At 54.1% G+C, this 16018-nt stretch carries 17 protein-coding genes and 1 riboswitch; of the genes, 9 read left to right on the plus strand and 8 right to left on the minus strand.

All coding sequences use genetic code 11. The features are described 5' to 3' along the window. Window position 1 precedes the first annotated feature (1 nt). From NST69_RS12630 to NST69_RS12645, 4 genes are all read right to left on the minus strand, one after another. Window positions 2-1087, minus strand: coding sequence for an ABC transporter substrate-binding protein (locus tag NST69_RS12630; RefSeq protein ID WP_342549468.1), 1086 nt, complete (start codon window positions 1085-1087; stop codon window positions 2-4). Beyond that, a complete protein-coding gene (locus tag NST69_RS12635; protein WP_342549469.1) occupies window positions 1084-1860 on the minus strand; it encodes an ABC transporter permease in 777 nt (258 codons plus the stop codon). Before NST69_RS12635 ends, NST69_RS12630 begins: the two co-directional genes overlap by 4 nt. Continuing rightward, complete coding sequence (locus tag NST69_RS12640) at window positions 1841-2611, minus strand: ABC transporter ATP-binding protein (protein WP_342549470.1); 771 nt, start codon at window positions 2609-2611, stop codon at window positions 1841-1843. Before NST69_RS12640 ends, NST69_RS12635 begins: the two co-directional genes overlap by 20 nt. Before the next feature lie 130 nt (window positions 2612-2741). Then, window positions 2742-2844, minus strand: a riboswitch (TPP riboswitch). A 66-nt stretch (window positions 2845-2910) separates the two neighbouring features. Beyond that, window positions 2911-3567 (minus strand): TetR/AcrR family transcriptional regulator, encoded by a 657-nt coding sequence (locus tag NST69_RS12645; RefSeq protein ID WP_342549471.1) that lies wholly within the window; start codon window positions 3565-3567, stop codon window positions 2911-2913. Between the two features lie 181 nt (window positions 3568-3748). Here NST69_RS12645 and NST69_RS12650 point away from each other — a divergent pair, with 181 nt between their 5' ends. From NST69_RS12650 to NST69_RS12665, 4 genes are all read left to right on the plus strand, one after another. Further along, window positions 3749-5269, plus strand: a complete 1521-nt coding sequence (locus tag NST69_RS12650; RefSeq protein WP_339313968.1) for a DHA2 family efflux MFS transporter permease subunit — start codon at window positions 3749-3751, stop codon at window positions 5267-5269. A gap of 273 nt (window positions 5270-5542) precedes the next feature. Further along, window positions 5543-6397: an amino acid ABC transporter substrate-binding protein gene (locus NST69_RS12655; RefSeq protein ID WP_036729159.1), complete on the plus strand. Its 855-nt coding sequence runs from the start codon at window positions 5543-5545 to the stop codon at window positions 6395-6397. Then, complete coding sequence (locus NST69_RS12660; protein ID WP_036729156.1) at window positions 6397-7065, plus strand: amino acid ABC transporter permease; 669 nt, start codon at window positions 6397-6399, stop codon at window positions 7063-7065. Before NST69_RS12655 ends, NST69_RS12660 begins: the two co-directional genes overlap by 1 nt. Window positions 7066-7083: 18 nt before the next feature. After that, window positions 7084-7833, plus strand: a complete 750-nt coding sequence (locus NST69_RS12665; protein WP_036729154.1) for an amino acid ABC transporter ATP-binding protein — start codon at window positions 7084-7086, stop codon at window positions 7831-7833. 680 nt (window positions 7834-8513) lie between these two features. On the opposite strand, the gene NST69_RS12670 is transcribed toward NST69_RS12665, so the two are convergent. Further along, window positions 8514-9188, minus strand: a complete 675-nt coding sequence (locus tag NST69_RS12670) for an S-layer homology domain-containing protein (RefSeq protein WP_342549472.1) — start codon at window positions 9186-9188, stop codon at window positions 8514-8516. A 114-nt stretch (window positions 9189-9302) separates the two neighbouring features. Beyond that, window positions 9303-9878 carry a hypothetical protein gene (locus NST69_RS12675; RefSeq protein WP_342549473.1) on the minus strand — a complete coding sequence of 192 codons (576 nt, stop codon included), beginning with the start codon at window positions 9876-9878 and terminating at the stop codon, window positions 9303-9305. 288 nt (window positions 9879-10166) lie between these two features. Here NST69_RS12675 and NST69_RS12680 point away from each other — a divergent pair, with 288 nt between their 5' ends. Then, on the plus strand, window positions 10167-10640 hold the full coding sequence (locus tag NST69_RS12680) for a transcriptional repressor (RefSeq protein WP_036729146.1): 474 nt from the start codon (window positions 10167-10169) through the stop codon (window positions 10638-10640). 94 nt (window positions 10641-10734) lie between these two features. Here NST69_RS12680 and NST69_RS12685 read toward each other — a convergent pair whose 3' ends face one another. After that, entirely contained in the window at window positions 10735-11415 is a 681-nt protein-coding gene (locus NST69_RS12685) for a TIGR00266 family protein (RefSeq protein WP_036729143.1), read from the minus strand. Window positions 11416-11655: 240 nt separating this feature from the next. Here NST69_RS12685 and NST69_RS12690 point away from each other — a divergent pair, with 240 nt between their 5' ends. After that, a complete protein-coding gene (locus NST69_RS12690; protein ID WP_036729140.1) occupies window positions 11656-11871 on the plus strand; it encodes a hypothetical protein in 216 nt (71 codons plus the stop codon). A 3-nt stretch (window positions 11872-11874) separates the two neighbouring features. Here NST69_RS12690 and NST69_RS12695 read toward each other — a convergent pair whose 3' ends face one another. Then, complete coding sequence (locus NST69_RS12695) at window positions 11875-12693, minus strand: helix-turn-helix domain-containing protein (RefSeq protein ID WP_036729137.1); 819 nt, start codon at window positions 12691-12693, stop codon at window positions 11875-11877. Between the two features lie 312 nt (window positions 12694-13005). Here NST69_RS12695 and NST69_RS12700 point away from each other — a divergent pair, with 312 nt between their 5' ends. From NST69_RS12700 to NST69_RS12710, 3 genes are read left to right on the plus strand one after another with little or no spacing between them, the layout of a single operon-like run. Next, the gene (locus tag NST69_RS12700) at window positions 13006-13773 is read left to right on the plus strand and encodes a sugar phosphate isomerase/epimerase (RefSeq protein ID WP_036729134.1); all 768 of its coding nucleotides are present in this window, start codon (window positions 13006-13008) and stop codon (window positions 13771-13773) included. Next, the gene (locus tag NST69_RS12705; protein WP_036729132.1) at window positions 13766-14863 is read left to right on the plus strand and encodes a Gfo/Idh/MocA family oxidoreductase; all 1098 of its coding nucleotides are present in this window, start codon (window positions 13766-13768) and stop codon (window positions 14861-14863) included. The genes NST69_RS12700 and NST69_RS12705 overlap by 8 nt, the downstream gene beginning before the upstream one ends. A 47-nt stretch (window positions 14864-14910) precedes the next feature. Beyond that, on the plus strand, window positions 14911-15981 hold the full coding sequence (locus NST69_RS12710; RefSeq protein WP_342549474.1) for a Gfo/Idh/MocA family oxidoreductase: 1071 nt from the start codon (window positions 14911-14913) through the stop codon (window positions 15979-15981). Window positions 15982-16018 lie beyond the last annotated feature (37 nt).

Consider the following 16018-nt stretch of genomic DNA (forward strand, 5'->3'; position numbering starts at 1 on the left):
ATTAAAAATTAATAAAAGCATTCTTAACATCCACTTCGGCAGCCAGCAGACCGTTCTCACTCAGCCACTGGTTCACCTTCTCCCATGATGCGCTGTCCTGATAGCCGAAGGGCTGGGAACCGGCATCCATCAGCGGCAGCAGGATCTCCAGACTGCGCTGCTCAATGGCTTCATCCAGCGGTGCGGTATCCTCCTGATGGGTAAGCAGCAGCTTCAGCGCTTCATCCGGGTGATCGGCAGTATACTGCTGGCCTTTTCTGATGGCATCCACGAATTTGTGATAAAAGCCCTGCGAATCCTGCAGTCCCTGCTCACTGGCGACCAGCACCAGCTCATAATAGTCCGGGACCCCGTAATCCACAGGATTGAAGGAGCGGACCGGATGGCCCTCCTGCTCTAGAATCAGCTGCTCATGGTTGATGAACCCGCCCATAATGCCATCCACCCGTCCGGTGGAGAGAGCAGGGATCAGCTCATAGCCGACATCCACCAGCTTGAGGGAGGAAGGGTCCCCGCCGTCGCTTTTGACCATCGTGCTCAGCATGGCTTCATACAACGGGACGGAGGAATATCCGGCTTGCTTGCCGGACAGCTCTCCCGGGCGGGTAATGCCGCTGTCTGCAGCTACGATGAGATGATTCAGCGGGTGGCGCACCAGCGCAGCAATCGACTTGACCGGAATCTGCTCCCCCCGTGCCATCAATACCTGCGGCTGGTAACTGAGTGCCAGGTCCACCTTTCCCGCAGCAACAAGCTTCAGCGCATCATTGGTATCGGCCGGCATCTGAATATCAACCTCCAGACCTTCCTCAGCGAAATAGCCTTCAGCCTCTGCCGCATACAAAAAAGAGTGGACAGCATTGGGATACCAGTCGAGCATAATCGTCAGCTTATGGACTGCGCCTTCGGCTCCAGTCCCAGCTTCAGAAGTGGCTGTAGTCCCCGCCGAAGAGCCGGAGGCCGCCGGACTGTTCGTATTGGTGCAGCCTGCCAGGACGGGCAGCATACTGAGCAGCAGAGCAGACAGTAGAACGGTTGGCCTTGAAATCGCATGGTGCAGATAACGGAAATAGCGGATAGTAGTCATGAATAATGTCCTCTTTTCTTCAGAATAATCTTCTCCAGTGCGGCGACAGCCAGAAACAGCAGGATACCGAGCACGGATAACAAGACAACAGCGGCGAACATCTTGGCACTCTGGAGATTCCCTGCCATTCTGCGGCTGAAATAGCCCAGCCCCTGGCTGCCTCCAAGCCATTCCCCGATGGTTGCACCGATCACACAGTACACAGCCGACAGCTTCAGTCCGGAGAAAAAAGAGGGCAGGGCCAGCGGAACGCCCACCTTCCCGAGAATCTGCCAGCGGTTCGCGCCATATGTCAGCAGCAGCTCCCGGTAGGCGTCCGTGTTCTTGGACAAGCCGTCATAGGTGCCGATGACCACCGGGAAGAAAGCGGTCAGGAAGACAACAGCGACCTTACTCCATAGGGTGTAGCCGAACCACATGATGAACAGGGGAGAGAGCGCGATCAGCGGAACCGTCTGGCTGATAATTAGCAGCGGATACAGCGCCTTGGCCAGCGGACTGAACAGGTGCATGGCGATTCCCAGAAGGCTGCCGCAGACCACAGACAATGCGAAGCCTGTGAGCACTTCAAGCAGTGTAGCCGGCAGATGCACCCCGAATAACAGGCGGCGTTCCTCCACCAAGGCCTTGCAGACCGCAGACGGAGCCGGAAGAATGAAGGGAGGAACCAGGCCCAGCCGGGCTACAGTCTCCCAGACTGCAAGCGTCAGCAGGGCGAGCAGGGCAGCCGGACCGTAATGCTGGAGCAATCTTCTAGGAGCGGCGGTTCTCATATAGCTTCAGCTCCAATTCCTGGCGCAGGGCGGCGAACTGCGGTAGATAGTTCAGACTGTGATGACGCGGACGGGGGAGACCAGCTGGGAATTCCTGCATCCCGCCGCCGCCACTGCCCGTCATTAGATAGATTCTGTCACTGAGCAGCAGAGCCTCCTCCAGATCATGGGTGATGAACAGCACCGTCTTGTCCAGCTCCGCCCATAACTCGAGCAGCCAGCGCTGTAGTGAGCGCTTCGTAATGGCATCGAGCGCCCCGAACGGCTCATCGAGCAGCAGCAGGTCATTCCCCGCCGCCACGGTGCGGAGGACCGCCACGCGCTGGCGCATCCCGCCGGACAGCTCCTGGGGATAAGCCCCTTCGGTTCCCTCTAGGCCGAAGCGTTGCAGCAGGGTACGAATCTCGGCCACGGCGGCCGCTTTGGGACGGCTGCGCTTGAGTTCCCAGGGCAGCAGACAATTGTCCATTACGGTCCGCCAAGGCAGGAGGAGATCCTGCTGCGGCATGTAGGCCACACTGCCCAGCCTCTTCGCTGCTGTAGCGGACTCGGCTCCGTTCAGCGTAATCCTGCCGTTGTCCGGCTCCAGCAGGCCGGCGATGATTTTGAACAAGGTGCTTTTACCGCATCCGCTTCCGCCTACAACAGAAATGAATTCGCCGCGCTGCACATTCATGGATAGCTCTGAGAAGACGGGTGTCCGGGACGAACCGGTCCCGAAAGCATAAGATAGATTGCTAATGTTGATCATAAGACTATGTACAAGCCTCCCCGGATTGAAATAGAACCTGCACGGAGCACAAAAAAGCCCCATTCATTCCCGGAGGCAATGAATGGGGCGGAAGGTACAGTCGGCTGCGGCCCTGTGACGGGAACCACTGATACATTCTGCTCCACTTCCCTCCGCTGGTATGATCCAGATCAGGTTCAAAGGGTCCGGAGCTTAAGCTCCGTCTCAGTCGGCCGACTCCCCTAGTGAATAATATTGCTATTGAATTCGTAATTGCTACTTAATATACCACAAATTCCCCTCTTGTAAAGAGCAGGCGGTCAGCGCTTCGCCAGACCGGTCACGAACAAGGTGACGATGCCCCGGGAGATGTCCAGTTTGGAGGAGTGGTGCCGCTTTTGCTCATACAGGTACAGATCTGGGCTGAGGACAGAGATTAAGGCCGTGGCCGCAAAGGCAGGATCAATGTCAATAATCTCACCGCCCTCCGCAGCACGCTGCAGCAGCTCTGTCATCATCACCCCCAGCCGCTGAAAAAAAGGATGCTCAAACTGGGTCAGCTGCTTCTTACCGGTGAACTCGGCTTTGATCATATTCAGCAGCTCAGCATACTGCTCAATGAAATCGGCAATCTGCTCAATGCTGCTCTGCAGCTGAGCGAGAGCCGGAGCTTCACCGGCACTGGCAGCCACCTGCTGCTCCAGCCCGGACAGGAATTGATCTGCGCTGCCCTTCAGCAGTGCAGAACAGATCTCACCCTTGTCCGTGAAGCGGCGGTACAGGGAGCCTTGTCCTATGCCTGCCCGCTTGGCAATGCTGTACATGCTGACTGCCTCAAGTCCGCTCTCGGTGAACAAATGGCGGGCAGCTTCAAGAATCCGCTGTACATAAGGATCGGCGGACTCGGGCGGAGCGGATTCTTTGGCTTGCGGAGCTGAGCGCGGGAGCTGTGCAGCATCGGTGTCTGGCTTTTTCATGAGAACCCCTTTCAGAAATAAATCAGCGATTTACAGAAAAATAAATAAAAGAATTGACACAACGGACAATTGTCCGTAGACTATGAATTGCACTTACGGACAGTTGTCCGTTCACTCATTATATAGAACAATCTGCCCGCAGGTCAATGTAGAACGCGGACAGCTCAGGAGGAGAAGAGACATGGATCAGACCTTGAAGCAGGAAGCCGATTTCCGGCTGTCCAGCATTCTGGTTCCGCTGCTGGCCATTATTGCCGGAGTATTTATGGTTGTGCTGGACAGTACGGCGATGAATGTAGCCTTGTCCAGGCTGGTGGTGGATTTCAAGACGGACCTGCATACGCTGCAGTGGGTAGTTACCGGATATATGCTGGCTCAGGCTTCAGTTATTCCGCTGTCAGGCTGGCTGTCTGACCGGTTCGGGGCCAAGACGGTCTTCCTGACGGCGGTAATTGTGTTTACGATAGGCTCGATTCTGTGCGCTACACCAAGCAGCGCCGAATGGCTGATTGTTTTTCGGGTCATTCAAGGACTTGGCGGCGGCTGTGTGCTCCCTGTCGGGATGGCCTATGTGTACAGACTGGCTCCCAAAAGTAAGGTTGGCGTTGTCATGGGGATTATGGGCATTCCCGTCCTGTTCGCACCCGCTATTGGTCCGGTATTGTCGGGCTGGCTGGTTGAATACCATTCCTGGCGCTGGATCTTCCTCATTAATATTCCGATTGGCATCATTGCTGTGCTGATCGGACTGCGCAAGCTGCCGAATGCGGCGAAGAACAGCGTGCCCGGCATGGATAAGCTCGGTATGGTTCTTGGCCCGCTGGCGTTTGCTTCGCTCACTTACGGGGTCAGCCAGGGCGCGCAGAGCTGGACCTCTGAGAAGACGCTGATCGGGCTGCTGCTGGGCGCTGTGGCGCTGATCGCTTTTGTCATCGCTGAACTGCGCTCCAAGACACCGCTGCTGGAGCTGCGGATTCTGAAATCCGTTGATTTCACGACAGGGATCATCGTGCAGTGGATTGCCCAGTTCGGCTTATATGGCGCGTTATTCCTGCTCCCGCAATTTCTGCAGCAGGCCCGCGGCTTCGGCGCATTTGATACCGGCCTGACGCTGCTGCCGCAAGCGATCGCTTCCGGGCTGATGATGCCGGTTGCCGGAATCCTGTTCGACCGGATCGGTGTGCGCTGGCTCGTGGTCTGCGGTCTCAGTCTGGTCTCCGGTGCGTTATTCCAGTATTCCCATGTGGATCTTACCACTCAGAGCCGCGACCTGATCCTTCCGCTGATCATGTGCGGGGCCGGAATGGGTATGATGATGATGCCGATGAATACGCATCTGCTCAACAAGGCACCAAGTCATCTGGTGAACCGGGTAACCTCGCTGACGAATTCGATGCAGCAGGTGATTACCTCGCTGGCCGTCTCGACGCTGGTTACGATTCTGACGGCAAGAACAACGGCGCGCGGTACCGAGATGCAGGAGGCCGCTGCCGCTGCCGGAAAGAGTACCGCAGGCGCTTCGCAGGATGCCTTGCTGCTGGCTAAGCAGACGGTATTGTCGCAGGGCTTCGCGGACACGTTCCACATTATGATGTTTGTCGCACTTGGCGGTGCGGTCCTTGGACTGCTGCTGCGCCGGGGCCGCCATTCCGGAGCTGAGCGTTCCAAGGAAAAGGCGGCCCCGGAAATCATGCACGTATAGCTATGCCCACACAGAAGCAGAGCTTGTAACATCCATAGAGCAGCGATTCTCCTTTTGCCGGAGGGTCGCTTTTTTTTGTTGATTTCTGTTCTGAATATCCTGATGCAGGAGCAGAATTTGGGGCAAGCTAAGCTATGGAAAATCAATACAATATAAATCCGATGTATATAATCGGAAAAAGTTATTGACGCAGGTAACACCCCGGTGTTACGATTCATTTTGCCACTAATTACGGTGCCTGAAGAGAAGAAGATACGAGAGGGGATTCATCGAATGAAAAAACTAAGTCTAACTATTATGCTGCTCCTGACCATGGTCACGGCTGCGGCTTGCGGAAGCAACAATACGGACAAGACAGCAACGGGCGGCAACACTCCGGCTGAACCTACGGCTGCGGCTACAGAGGGTGCAGCTTCCGGGGAGCAGAACAGCCTGGAAGCCGTCAAAGCCAGCGGCAAGCTGCGCATCGGAACCGAAGGGACCTACGCACCGTTCACCTTCCATGATGCAGACGGCAAGCTGACGGGCTTCGATGTCGAGATCGCCGAAGAAGTCACCAAGCGCCTGGGTGTGAAGCCGGAGTTCATTGAGACGCAGTGGGACGGGATTTTTGCCGGGATGGATGCGAAGCGCTTCGATGTGATTTTCAATGAAGTCTCTATCACCGATGAGCGCAAAGTGAAATATGATTTCTCCGATCCGTATATTGTCTCCAAGGCTGTGCTGATCGTGCCGGAGGATAATCAGGATATTAAGACATTTGCTGATCTCAAGGGTAAAAAAGCCGGCCAGTCGCTCACCAGCAACCTCGGCAAAATCGCCACAGACAACGGTGCCGAGATCGTATCTACCGAAGGCTTCAACCAGGCGATTGATCTGCTGCTCTCCGGACGGATTGACGCCACTGTCAATGACGGCTTGTCTTTCCTAGATCTGAAGAAGCAGAAGCCGGATGTCAAGATCAAGCAGGTGGATGAGATTGCCGAAGGCTCGCATAGTGCCGCAGTCTTCCTGAAAGGGAATGACGAGCTGGTGCAGGCTGTGAACGAAGCACTGACCGCTATGAAGAGCGACGGAACCTACCTTAAGATCTCCGAGAAGTACTTCGGCACTGACGTATCGAAATGATGGATGACCGCCAAATACAAATATTTCTCGATTCATTGCTGCCTCTGTTCAAAGCAGGGGTGGCTTTTACCCTTCCGTTAGCACTGGTATCATTCATCCTGGGCCTGCTGCTGGCTGTAATTACGGCACTTGCCCGGCTGTCCTCCTGGAGGCTTCCGAGGCTGATCGCCCGCTTCTACGTCTGGGTGATTCGGGGAACGCCGCTGCTGGTGCAGCTGTTTATTATTTTCTATGGACTGCCCGCCGCCGGGATTGTGCTTGATCCATTCATCGCTGCTGTCATCGGGTTCACGCTCAGTGTTGGGGCCTACTCCTCCGAGATTGTCCGGGCTGCCATCCTGTCTATCCACAAAGGCCAGTGGGAGGCCGCGTTCTCGGTGGGAATGAGCCGGAAGCAGGCTCTGCGCCGGGTGATATTGCCTCAAGCGGCCCGTGTGTCGGTTCCGCCGTTATCGAATTCTTTTATTAGCCTGGTTAAGGATACTTCGCTTGCGGCCAGTATTACTTATGTTGAGATTTTCCGAAAAGCCCAGCAGATTGTGGCGACCTCCTATGAACCCCTGCTGCTGTATTGCGAAGCGGCGTTGTTCTATCTGCTGTTCTGTTCCGTGTTATCGGCGCTGCAGAATTACTTGGAGAAGCGGCTGGACCGGTATTCGGCCAGTTAAGGTTAAGGAGGCATACGCATGATTGAAATACGCGATTTACATAAGTCCTTCGGGCCGCTTGCGGTGCTAAAAGGTGTGGATCTCGCCGTTGAACACGGCCAGGTCATGGTCATTATCGGACCTTCCGGCTCCGGCAAAACCACGCTGCTGCGCTGCTTCAACCTGCTGGAGACCCCTGACAAGGGCAGTCTTACGCTGAACACGATTAAGCTGGATTTCACCCCGGGCGCCAAAATTCCACAGCGTACCGTACTGTCCCTGCGCCAGCAGACAGGAATGGTGTTCCAGTCCTATAATCTGTTCCCGCATATGACGGCGATCGGCAATGTCATGGAGGGACAGATCACGGTACAAAAGCGTTCCAAGGAGGAAGCGCGCAGCAAGGCGCTGGCACTCTTGGACAAGGTGGGTCTGGCAGACAAGGCAGATGCGTATCCGCATCAGCTGTCCGGCGGCCAGCAGCAGCGTGTAGCGATAGCCCGCGCCATGGCGGTCTCGCCGGAGGTGCTGCTGTTCGATGAGCCGACCTCGGCGCTTGATCCTGAGCTGGTCGGCGAGGTGCTGAAGGTCATCAAGCAGCTGGCCCGGGAGGGGATGACGATGGTTATCGTCACCCATGAGATGAAATTCGCGGCCGATGTGGCCGACCGGATCATCCTGATGGATAACGGAGTCATTCTGGAGCAGGGAACCCCCCGGGAGGTGCTGGAGCAGACGAAGAACCCGCGCGCACTTCAATTCCTGAACCGGCTCAGCGGGGAAGAGTGATTGCGGGACGGAGTATATTAAGGCAGACCGGGAGGGGAGTCCTGGTCTGTCTTTTTATTGTTTTGTAGGAAATTATAGTTACTGTCCATTGCGGATATAGTGTACATGCGTAAAACCGAGTGCAAATGGCTGGTACAACAGTTCATGAGCTAATGTATGTGAAAAACAGTATACATTGTGCTCGCAAGCAGACATACGGTCTGAATATATGTGAAAAACAGCATACATTGTGCTCGCAAGCAGGCACACGGTCTGAATGTATGTGAAAAACAATATACATTGTGCCCGCAAGCAGGCATATAGACCAAATGTATATGAAAAACAGCATACATTGTGTTTACGCGAAGATGAGGTGGTAGGCGAACGTAAACGAAGAAGTGCACTTGAATCCGTGTTTGTAACTCCCCTCTTAAACAGCGGAGCGGGCGGAATGATTGTGGAGAAGCGGAGCGGTCGCCTTTGTATCCGGATTTCACCGATTAGGGGAATGAAAAAAATCTGGATGCAAGAGCGATTGGAACAACATTCCGTTTGCGGAGCGTGCTCCTAAGCGTCGCCGTAATTTATACTCCATTACAAATACAATAAAAAAACAAGACTGCCCCTAGCCGTAACGGCTTCCGGGACAGCCTATTATCTATCATACGCGGGGGAGCGGTATGAACGAATCCAACTTTCCTTTACTTCTGTGTGCCGCCATCGCTAACGGACTTCAAGTAGTCCAGCGTGTTATATAGCATTACTGCTGCTTCAGCGCGGGTAATATTGCTCTTCGGATTGAACTTGCCGCTGGCATCGAGGGCAGTGATCTTGTATTTCAGCGCCCGCTGAATGCTGCCCTGATAGGAAGGGTCCAGCGCGTCTGCATCTGTAAGTTCAACTGGGACAAGATTGATCATCGGCAGGTTACCGGCCTTTTCCAAGGCTTGAACCAGCATACTGGTATACAGCTCTTTGGTAATCGGCTTGGCCGGGTCGATATTGGCCGGGATATTCACACCATTATAATGGGCATTGATGAAGGCTTCGGCGTACCAGGCATTGTCTTTTACTTTGGAGAACAGCGCACTTGCCTGTGGTGCCTTATTGAAATCAATCGCTGCCAGGCTAAGCTGGAGACCGCCGGAGATAAACTGTATCCCTTGCGCTGTAGTTACTGTGGATGCCGGAAGAAATTGGGTGTCGGAGATGCCTTTGATCAGGCCCTGCTCCTTCAGAGAGTTGATCTTATCCTTACCGGTCACCTGGCCGATATCCTTGAAGCTGCTGCCAGCTGCGAAAATTTGTCCGCCAAGAGAGAAGGAAAGGAGGGTTACTGCTGTAATAGCTGCGATCGTGTTTTTTTTCATACTCATCTGAATTCCACCTCTATTATAGGGTTGGGCCGTTTGGCCTGTATCAACTCCTCTAACGTAATGAGATCAGAAAAGGTTGCAAGCGAATGAATCCCGTGCTACAGGTCCGGCCAGCTACATCATTTCCTGAAACAGCAGATTGCGGTAGGGGTACCGGCTGAATCGGGTCTTGAACAGCAGGGCTATTCCGCTTTCTTCAATCGTTACGGATTTCAGTGACGTTGTTCTCACATGGCTGCGGACCATCGCCCTTACCGCCCGGTTGTCCTTACGCCGGATGGCGGCAGCCATCGCTTCCGCGAAGCTCCGGTTAACCGCAAGCTCGTGGTACAACGGGATGATGGAACGCGCTATGCAGCGGTGGGCGTCTGTATTGAAGGTGAACTGGGCGGTTCCCGGCGGAATCGTCGTTCCGTTAGTATAGAAGGCAACAGGCAGCGGGAAAGGGAAAGAGATGAAATAACCGATCCCGTTCGTTCCGTAATTCTCCGCATCCGCAAGTGCGGGGATACTGTGGAGCAAGCTGCCCATCAGGTCCAGGTCGGCAGTGACAATCGCGGTTGTCCATTGCCTGGCATAACTGCGGTTTCCGGCAATTTTCCGGTAGAACGGCAGCATGGCCGCAGCTACGCTGCGCAGTACACGGGCTGTTACAAGCCGCTGCGTCTGCTTAGGTTGTACTTTCGCCATCCGGATCATCCTCACTTTTTTACATATTCGTTTCAATATAAGCACCTATAGGTTTCATGTGATCTTGATATAGAGTATGGGGATAGCGGGCACTTCGGAATGGGCGGACCCGGTTTCGGCAGAAATATTATCTGTGCGTGGAGCGGCAGAGGGGGGGCTATTACGGGCAAGTGGTGTTATACTGGTGTCAGGACTTTTCTTTGACGGGCAAGTTTGTTATGCTTATATCGTAACGATTACTAATTATTCTGCGGGAATTGTTCTGCTTCCGGAAAGGTGGGAACCCGGGTGAACCGAGTGGCAAATATCAGCCAGCAGTTTGCGGCTCATAATTATAAGCTTACACCACAGCGTGAGGCGATAGTGAGGGTGCTGCTGGATAATGAGAAGGATCATCTAAGCGTGGAAGAGGTATATATGCTGGTCAAGCGCAGTTACCCGCATTTGGGGCTGGCGACCGTCTACCGTACCTTGGAGCTGCTGTGTGAACTTCATATTGTGCAAAAAATGAATTTCGGCGACGGCGTCGCCCGTTATGATCTGCGCGACGACGATCATGTGCATATGCATCATCACCTGATCTGCAATGTATGCGGTAAGCTGGAAGAGATCAAGGATGATTGGCTGGTGGAGCTGGAGGCGCGGGTAGCCCGTGAATATGGCTTCAGTGTGACTGATCACCGGCTCGATTTCAAAGGCACCTATAATAGCTGTCAAAAGAACGGCTGCAAGGGCGACAAGGACTGCCGCGCCGTCTCATAAGCACAACTGCAACGCACAGAAGGCGCAGGGCTGAAGTTCAGCCTGCGCCTTCTTGCAAATATTAAGAAGTTACGGAATCTGCGAAATGCCGCTGCTAGGAGCGGTTCGGAACGAAGGACTTGATCCAGGTTCCGAAGCTGCCGGGATTGCGGGTCTGAACCAGGATCACCCCTTCGCCGCGGAACCGGCAGACCAGGGCCTCGCCGCTGGTTAAGCTGTTCAGCCAGCCGGAGGCTGCTTTTTCCACCTTGTAATCCATATAGTCCGGCCAAGCTACAAGGTGTCCGTTATCGATGATCATCTCTTCGCCCGGTCCGAGGTTAATGGCGTGAATCGCTCCGAAGGAGGAGAGGAAGACGGTGCCCCTGCCGCTGATTTCCAGAATGAAGAAGCCTTCGCCGGAGAACAGGCCGCGGGTCAGATTCTGCATCTTGGTATTGACCTGAATGCCTTGGGTTCCCGCCAGGAAGCCGTCCTTCTGTACGATCAGCTTGTACGACCCGTCCAGCTCAATGGCCTGTACATCCCCGATAGAACCGGGTGAGAGCAGCACCTCACTCTGTCCGCGCGTGGCGGTCAGCTCCTGGAAGAAGAATTTCTCCCCGCTCAGCATGCGGCCCAGGCCGCGCATAATTCCGCCGTCCACGGTGCCCCGCAGCTCCACATTCGGTGACATGGCGACCATCGCACCCATCTCCGCCTTAACGCTCTCGCCCGGCTCCAGCAGGACCTTAAGCATGGCGAAGGCGCCGTCATACAGCACATCATATTTCATAATAGTGTTCCTCCTCATTCTTCCGGTTGTATTCCTATGATCACAGGTATGTAGCTTGCTCCTCAAGGATACTGTAACAGGCTGTTCTACTGCAAGCCGCGCTTTAGGCAACAAGGAGCTAACATGCGGTAAGAGATGATTATAGTGAAGAGTACCGGGCAGCGATTAAGATATTGTGTTAAAATTGAACAGACAGTGCAGCCGCACTGAATATACGATTGACAAGGAGTGTCGCCGCTTATGGCACGGACAAGAACGCAGAAGGCGCTGCTTAAGGCAGAGCGCTCAGGCACATGGTGTGCAGAAAGAAACCGCAGACTCAATCAGGATTACGGGGCCATCTCCCAGCATGTCAGAGTTACACCCGGCAAACGCCAGCAACTGAATAAGGTCAAACACAAGGAGCGGATCTTCCATGATGGCGCTCCTTTTGCATGCCTGGGAGCAGCGGGGTAATACTTATACCTGTGCCCTGCTGTGAATACGGTACTCCTTGGGCGACATGCCGAACCGGCTGCGGAAAATCCGGTGGAAATAGGTATAGTTCGCAAAACCGCAGGTCTCGGAGACATGCTCCAGCGGCATGGGGCTGAACGTAATCTTTTCCCGGGCCATATCCAGCCGTACATCATTTACATATTTGACAATCGTGGTGCCGAAGGCTTCCTTGAACAGATGAACCGCCCGGGAGACCGAGATATCCACATGTGCGGCCACATCCTCCAGCCGGAAGGCGTAAGAGGCGTGTTCCTCAACGTACTGCTTCATCCGGTAAGCCAGATAAGCCTTCGGTGAGATCGCGGGCTGATCAATCATCAGCCGGTCAATCTCCATACATAGAATCTGCAGATAACAAGCAGAGATATCCGGAGAGGAGTCCGACAAGCGGCGCTGCTCCAGCACAAGCTGGCGGAAGAGGCCTAGAATATGATCACTCATCGGCAGGCGGAGTACCGCCGGACGCTGCTTGCGTCCCCACCATTCTTCAATCCACGGGCCGCTGCAAAAGATATGATAGTCACCGCTCTCGATCCTCGGCTTGCCGACGGGATAGACTTCCTTGTCGATACTCAAGTAGTAGGGATCATTCGGTGCGAACAGCATGAGATCACCGCTCTCAACGGTCGTAATGGCTCCGTTCTCCCTGGTGCGGCTGCGCCCTTCAGTCTGGAGCCGCAGCAGATAATATTGTACACCCTCGCTGCGTGACATATGAAATGGTTTGCGGTGGAAGGAGAATCCGGCGGATAGAATGTGGCAAGCGGCAGATGTTGTCATGTGTCCCTCCTAGTCTAATAAATGATAAGCAGATTGTTCATGTTTTAATCATATTATTCATTTTATTATATACGCTTTCATATTACCATGTAGCTAAGCAAAAAACATATAAATGATGTGGAGAAGGCCGTATTGCGGCGCTAATCGCTACATTTACAAACTCTGGAAGCAGTGGATGAAACCATGAGAACGCTGCGTTCTCCAATGTTTACAGCCCGTTTGTTCAGGTGATGCGCTTCAGGGAAGGTAACCGGGAGTGCGGCGGCAGCAAGAACAGGATAACTCCGGATCATATAAGGAGTGGGAATAACAATGCTTAAGGTTGGACTGCAGCTGTACACGCTGAGAGAAGAACTGGAACAGGATTTCGAGGGAACTATACGTAAGGTAGCCGAGCTGGGTTACAGCGGTGTGGAGTTCTTCCACTATTTCGGCCGTACGGCCGGGCAGGTGAAGGCGCTGCTTGAAGAGACAGGGCTTGTTGCTGTCGGAGCACACCGCCCGTACGATGCGATGCTGAATGATACGGAGCAGGAGATCACCTTCAATCTGGAGATCGGCAACCGCAATCTGATCGTGCCTTATCTGACAGAAGAACAACGGAACTGGCCGGAGGTAGCCGCGGGTCTGCGGACCATCGGCGAGAAATGCAAGGCTGCCGGTGCTGTTCTGTCTTATCATAATCATGATTTTGAATTCACGGAGAAGGTTGACGGCCAGCCGGCCTTTGATTATCTGTTCGAAGCGGTGCCTGCTGAGCAGCTTCAAGTGGAGATGGATACATGCTGGGTGTATTACGGCGGATATGATCCGGCAGAATATATCCGTAAGTATGCAGGCCGCCTGCCGATCATCCACCTCAAGGATCTGAAGAAGAAAGAAGACGGCTCACCGGAGACTGTAGTACTCGGCGAAGGTGAAGTGGATCTGGCTGCGATCATTGAAGCAGCAGCTAGCGCTGGTGTGGAATGGGCAGTGGTGGAGCAGGACTTCTGCAGCCGCTCGCCGCTTGGTAGTGTCGCTGACAGCTTGAACTGGATCAAAACATATGAGAATCAAGGAGGAAGTATTCATGTCTAACAAACTCAAAATTGCTATTATCGGTTGCGGTGGTATCGCAAACGGCAAACATATGCCAAGCCTTGCCCGTCAGGAGGATGCCGAAATGGTGGCATTCTGTGATATCGTGGAAGAACGTGCCCAGGAGGCTGCCAAGACTTACGGCTCGGAAGGCGCTGCCGTATTTACCGATTTCCGTGAGCTGCTGGCAACGGGCGGATTCGATATCGTGCATGTCTGCACGCCGAATGACAGCCATTCCGAGATTACGGTTGCTGCACTGGAAGCCGGCAATCATGTATTGTGTGAGAAGCCGATGGCCAAGACCACTGCACAGGCTAAGGAAATGCTGGATGCCGCTAAGCGTACTGGCAAGAAATTGTCCATCGCTTATCAGAACCGTTTCCGCGCAGACAGTGAATATCTGAAGGGGCTGTGTGAAGAAGGGGAGCTTGGCGATATCTATTACGGTAAGGCTATTGCGCTTCGCCGCCGCGCGGTTCCAACCTGGGGCGTGTTCCTGGATGAAGAGAAGCAGGGCGGAGGTCCGCTGATCGATATTGGTACCCATGCGCTGGATCTGACACTCTGGCTGATGAATAACTATAAGCCGCGTATGGTAGTAGGCTCCACTTTCCATAAGCTGGGCCAGAAGAAGAACGCCGCGAATGCCTTCGGTCCGTGGGACCCTGAGCAATTCAAGGTTGAAGATTCCGCCTTCGGCTTCATTACAATGGAGAACGGTGCTACAATTGTACTTGAATCCAGCTGGGCGCTGAATGTGTCCGAATTCGGTGAAGCCAAGACCATGCTTGCCGGAACGGAAGGCGGAGCGGATATGAAGGACGGGCTGCGTCTGAATGGCGAACGTGCCGGCCGCCTGTATGAGACCAAGGTGGACCTGTCCTCCGGCGGTGTCGCCTTCTACAGCGGAGCTGCAGAGAATGAAGCAGACCGTGAAGCCCGTCTGTGGCTGGAAGCCGTAAGAGAAGACAAGGACCCGGTGGTTCTGCCGGAGCAGGCCTTCGTAGTTACCCAGATTCTTGAAGCGGTGTATGAATCAGCACGTACCGGACGCGCCGTATATTTCGACGGAAGTTCTGACAACTAAGAGCTTCTCCGGGTCACGCGACTATCAGACAAACAGGAGTGGAATCCATGAGTTCAATCAAACATACTGTAGCCATCGTTGGTTACGGCGGAATGGGAAGCTACCATACCCAATTAATCAAAGAGAGTGACCGGGTGGTAGTGACCGGTGCCTTCGATCTGCTGGCAGAGCGGCGCGCCTTGGCTGAGGAAGCAGGCTACACTGCGTATTCCAGCTTTGAAGAATTGCTGGCAGATCCGGCTGTGGACATCGTTCTGATTGCTACACCGAATGATGTGCACAAGGACATCGCCCTTCAGGCTTTTCAGATGGGCAAGCATGTAGTCTGTGAGAAGCCGGTTGCCATGTCCTCGGCTGAATTCATCGAGATGCAGGCTGCTGCGGAGGCGGCCGGACGGGTGCTGATGGTGCACCAGAACAGACGCTGGGATGAGGATTTCCGCGTAATCAGGGAGATGTATGAGCGGGGGACGATTGGATCACTCTTTCAGATTGAATCCCGGGTGCATGGTGCCAACGGAATTCCCGGCGACTGGCGTCATGTGAAGGAGCAAGGCGGCGGGATGCTGCTGGACTGGGGTGTGCATCTGCTGGATCAGCTGTTGTTCATGATTGACAGCAAGGTGAGCAGTGTCAGCAGCAGTCTGAGCTTTATCCTCGGCAATAACGTGGATGACGGATTCGATGCGGTGCTGCAGTTCGAGAACGGCATCAGAGCCATCGTCGAGGTAGGGACCACCAATTTCATTACGATGCCAAGATGGTATGTGAAGGGCACCGGGGGAACCGCTATTATTGAAGACTGGTCGCTGAGAGGCAGAATTGTAGCCCCTAACCACGAATCGGAAAAGATTGAACCGACACCCATCCGCGCAGGTGTAGGCTTGACTAAGACGATGGCCCCGCCTTCAGAAGGCTCGACCGTACTTGAAGATCTGCCTGCGGCATTAGAGATGACCTCCAGCTTCTATGATAATCTGGCCTCTGTCATCGAAGGCACGGCGGAGCCGATTGTCAAAAATGCCGAGGTGCTTCGTGTGCTGAAGCTTATTGAGGCGATCTTCGAAGCAGCAGAGCGTAACGAGACGGTTAAGAATTTCGATATCTACGGAGCTTAAGCAGGCTTCAATACAACCTTAGGAGAGGTGGAATCTG

Origin of the sequence: Paenibacillus sp. FSL P2-0089 (assembly GCF_038595095.1) — a bacterium.
In the GTDB taxonomy this organism is placed as follows: Bacteria; Bacillota; Bacilli; order Paenibacillales; family Paenibacillaceae; genus Paenibacillus_AQ; species Paenibacillus_AQ silagei.

Coding starts and splice junctions, on each gene's coding strand:
- NST69_RS12645 (WP_342549471.1), bottom strand. CDS start 3,567: ATGAAAAAGCCAGACACCGATGCTGCACAGCTCCCGCGCTCAGCTCCG.
- NST69_RS12675 (WP_342549473.1), bottom strand. CDS start 9,878: ATGGCGAAAGTACAACCTAAGCAGACGCAGCGGCTTGTAACAGCCCGT.
- NST69_RS12705 (WP_036729132.1), top strand. CDS start 13,766: ATGTCTAACAAACTCAAAATTGCTATTATCGGTTGCGGTGGTATCGCA.
- NST69_RS12695 (WP_036729137.1), bottom strand. CDS start 12,693: ATGACAACATCTGCCGCTTGCCACATTCTATCCGCCGGATTCTCCTTC.
- NST69_RS12690 (WP_036729140.1), top strand. CDS start 11,656: ATGGCACGGACAAGAACGCAGAAGGCGCTGCTTAAGGCAGAGCGCTCA.
- NST69_RS12640 (WP_342549470.1), bottom strand. CDS start 2,611: ATGATCAACATTAGCAATCTATCTTATGCTTTCGGGACCGGTTCGTCC.
- NST69_RS12635 (WP_342549469.1), bottom strand. CDS start 1,860: ATGAGAACCGCCGCTCCTAGAAGATTGCTCCAGCATTACGGTCCGGCT.
- NST69_RS12700 (WP_036729134.1), top strand. CDS start 13,006: ATGCTTAAGGTTGGACTGCAGCTGTACACGCTGAGAGAAGAACTGGAA.
- NST69_RS12710 (WP_342549474.1), top strand. CDS start 14,911: ATGAGTTCAATCAAACATACTGTAGCCATCGTTGGTTACGGCGGAATG.
- NST69_RS12670 (WP_342549472.1), bottom strand. CDS start 9,188: ATGAGTATGAAAAAAAACACGATCGCAGCTATTACAGCAGTAACCCTC.
- NST69_RS12660 (WP_036729156.1), top strand. CDS start 6,397: ATGGATGACCGCCAAATACAAATATTTCTCGATTCATTGCTGCCTCTG.
- NST69_RS12630 (WP_342549468.1), bottom strand. CDS start 1,087: ATGACTACTATCCGCTATTTCCGTTATCTGCACCATGCGATTTCAAGG.
- NST69_RS12650 (WP_339313968.1), top strand. CDS start 3,749: ATGGATCAGACCTTGAAGCAGGAAGCCGATTTCCGGCTGTCCAGCATT.
- NST69_RS12665 (WP_036729154.1), top strand. CDS start 7,084: ATGATTGAAATACGCGATTTACATAAGTCCTTCGGGCCGCTTGCGGTG.
- NST69_RS12685 (WP_036729143.1), bottom strand. CDS start 11,415: ATGAAATATGATGTGCTGTATGACGGCGCCTTCGCCATGCTTAAGGTC.
- NST69_RS12655 (WP_036729159.1), top strand. CDS start 5,543: ATGAAAAAACTAAGTCTAACTATTATGCTGCTCCTGACCATGGTCACG.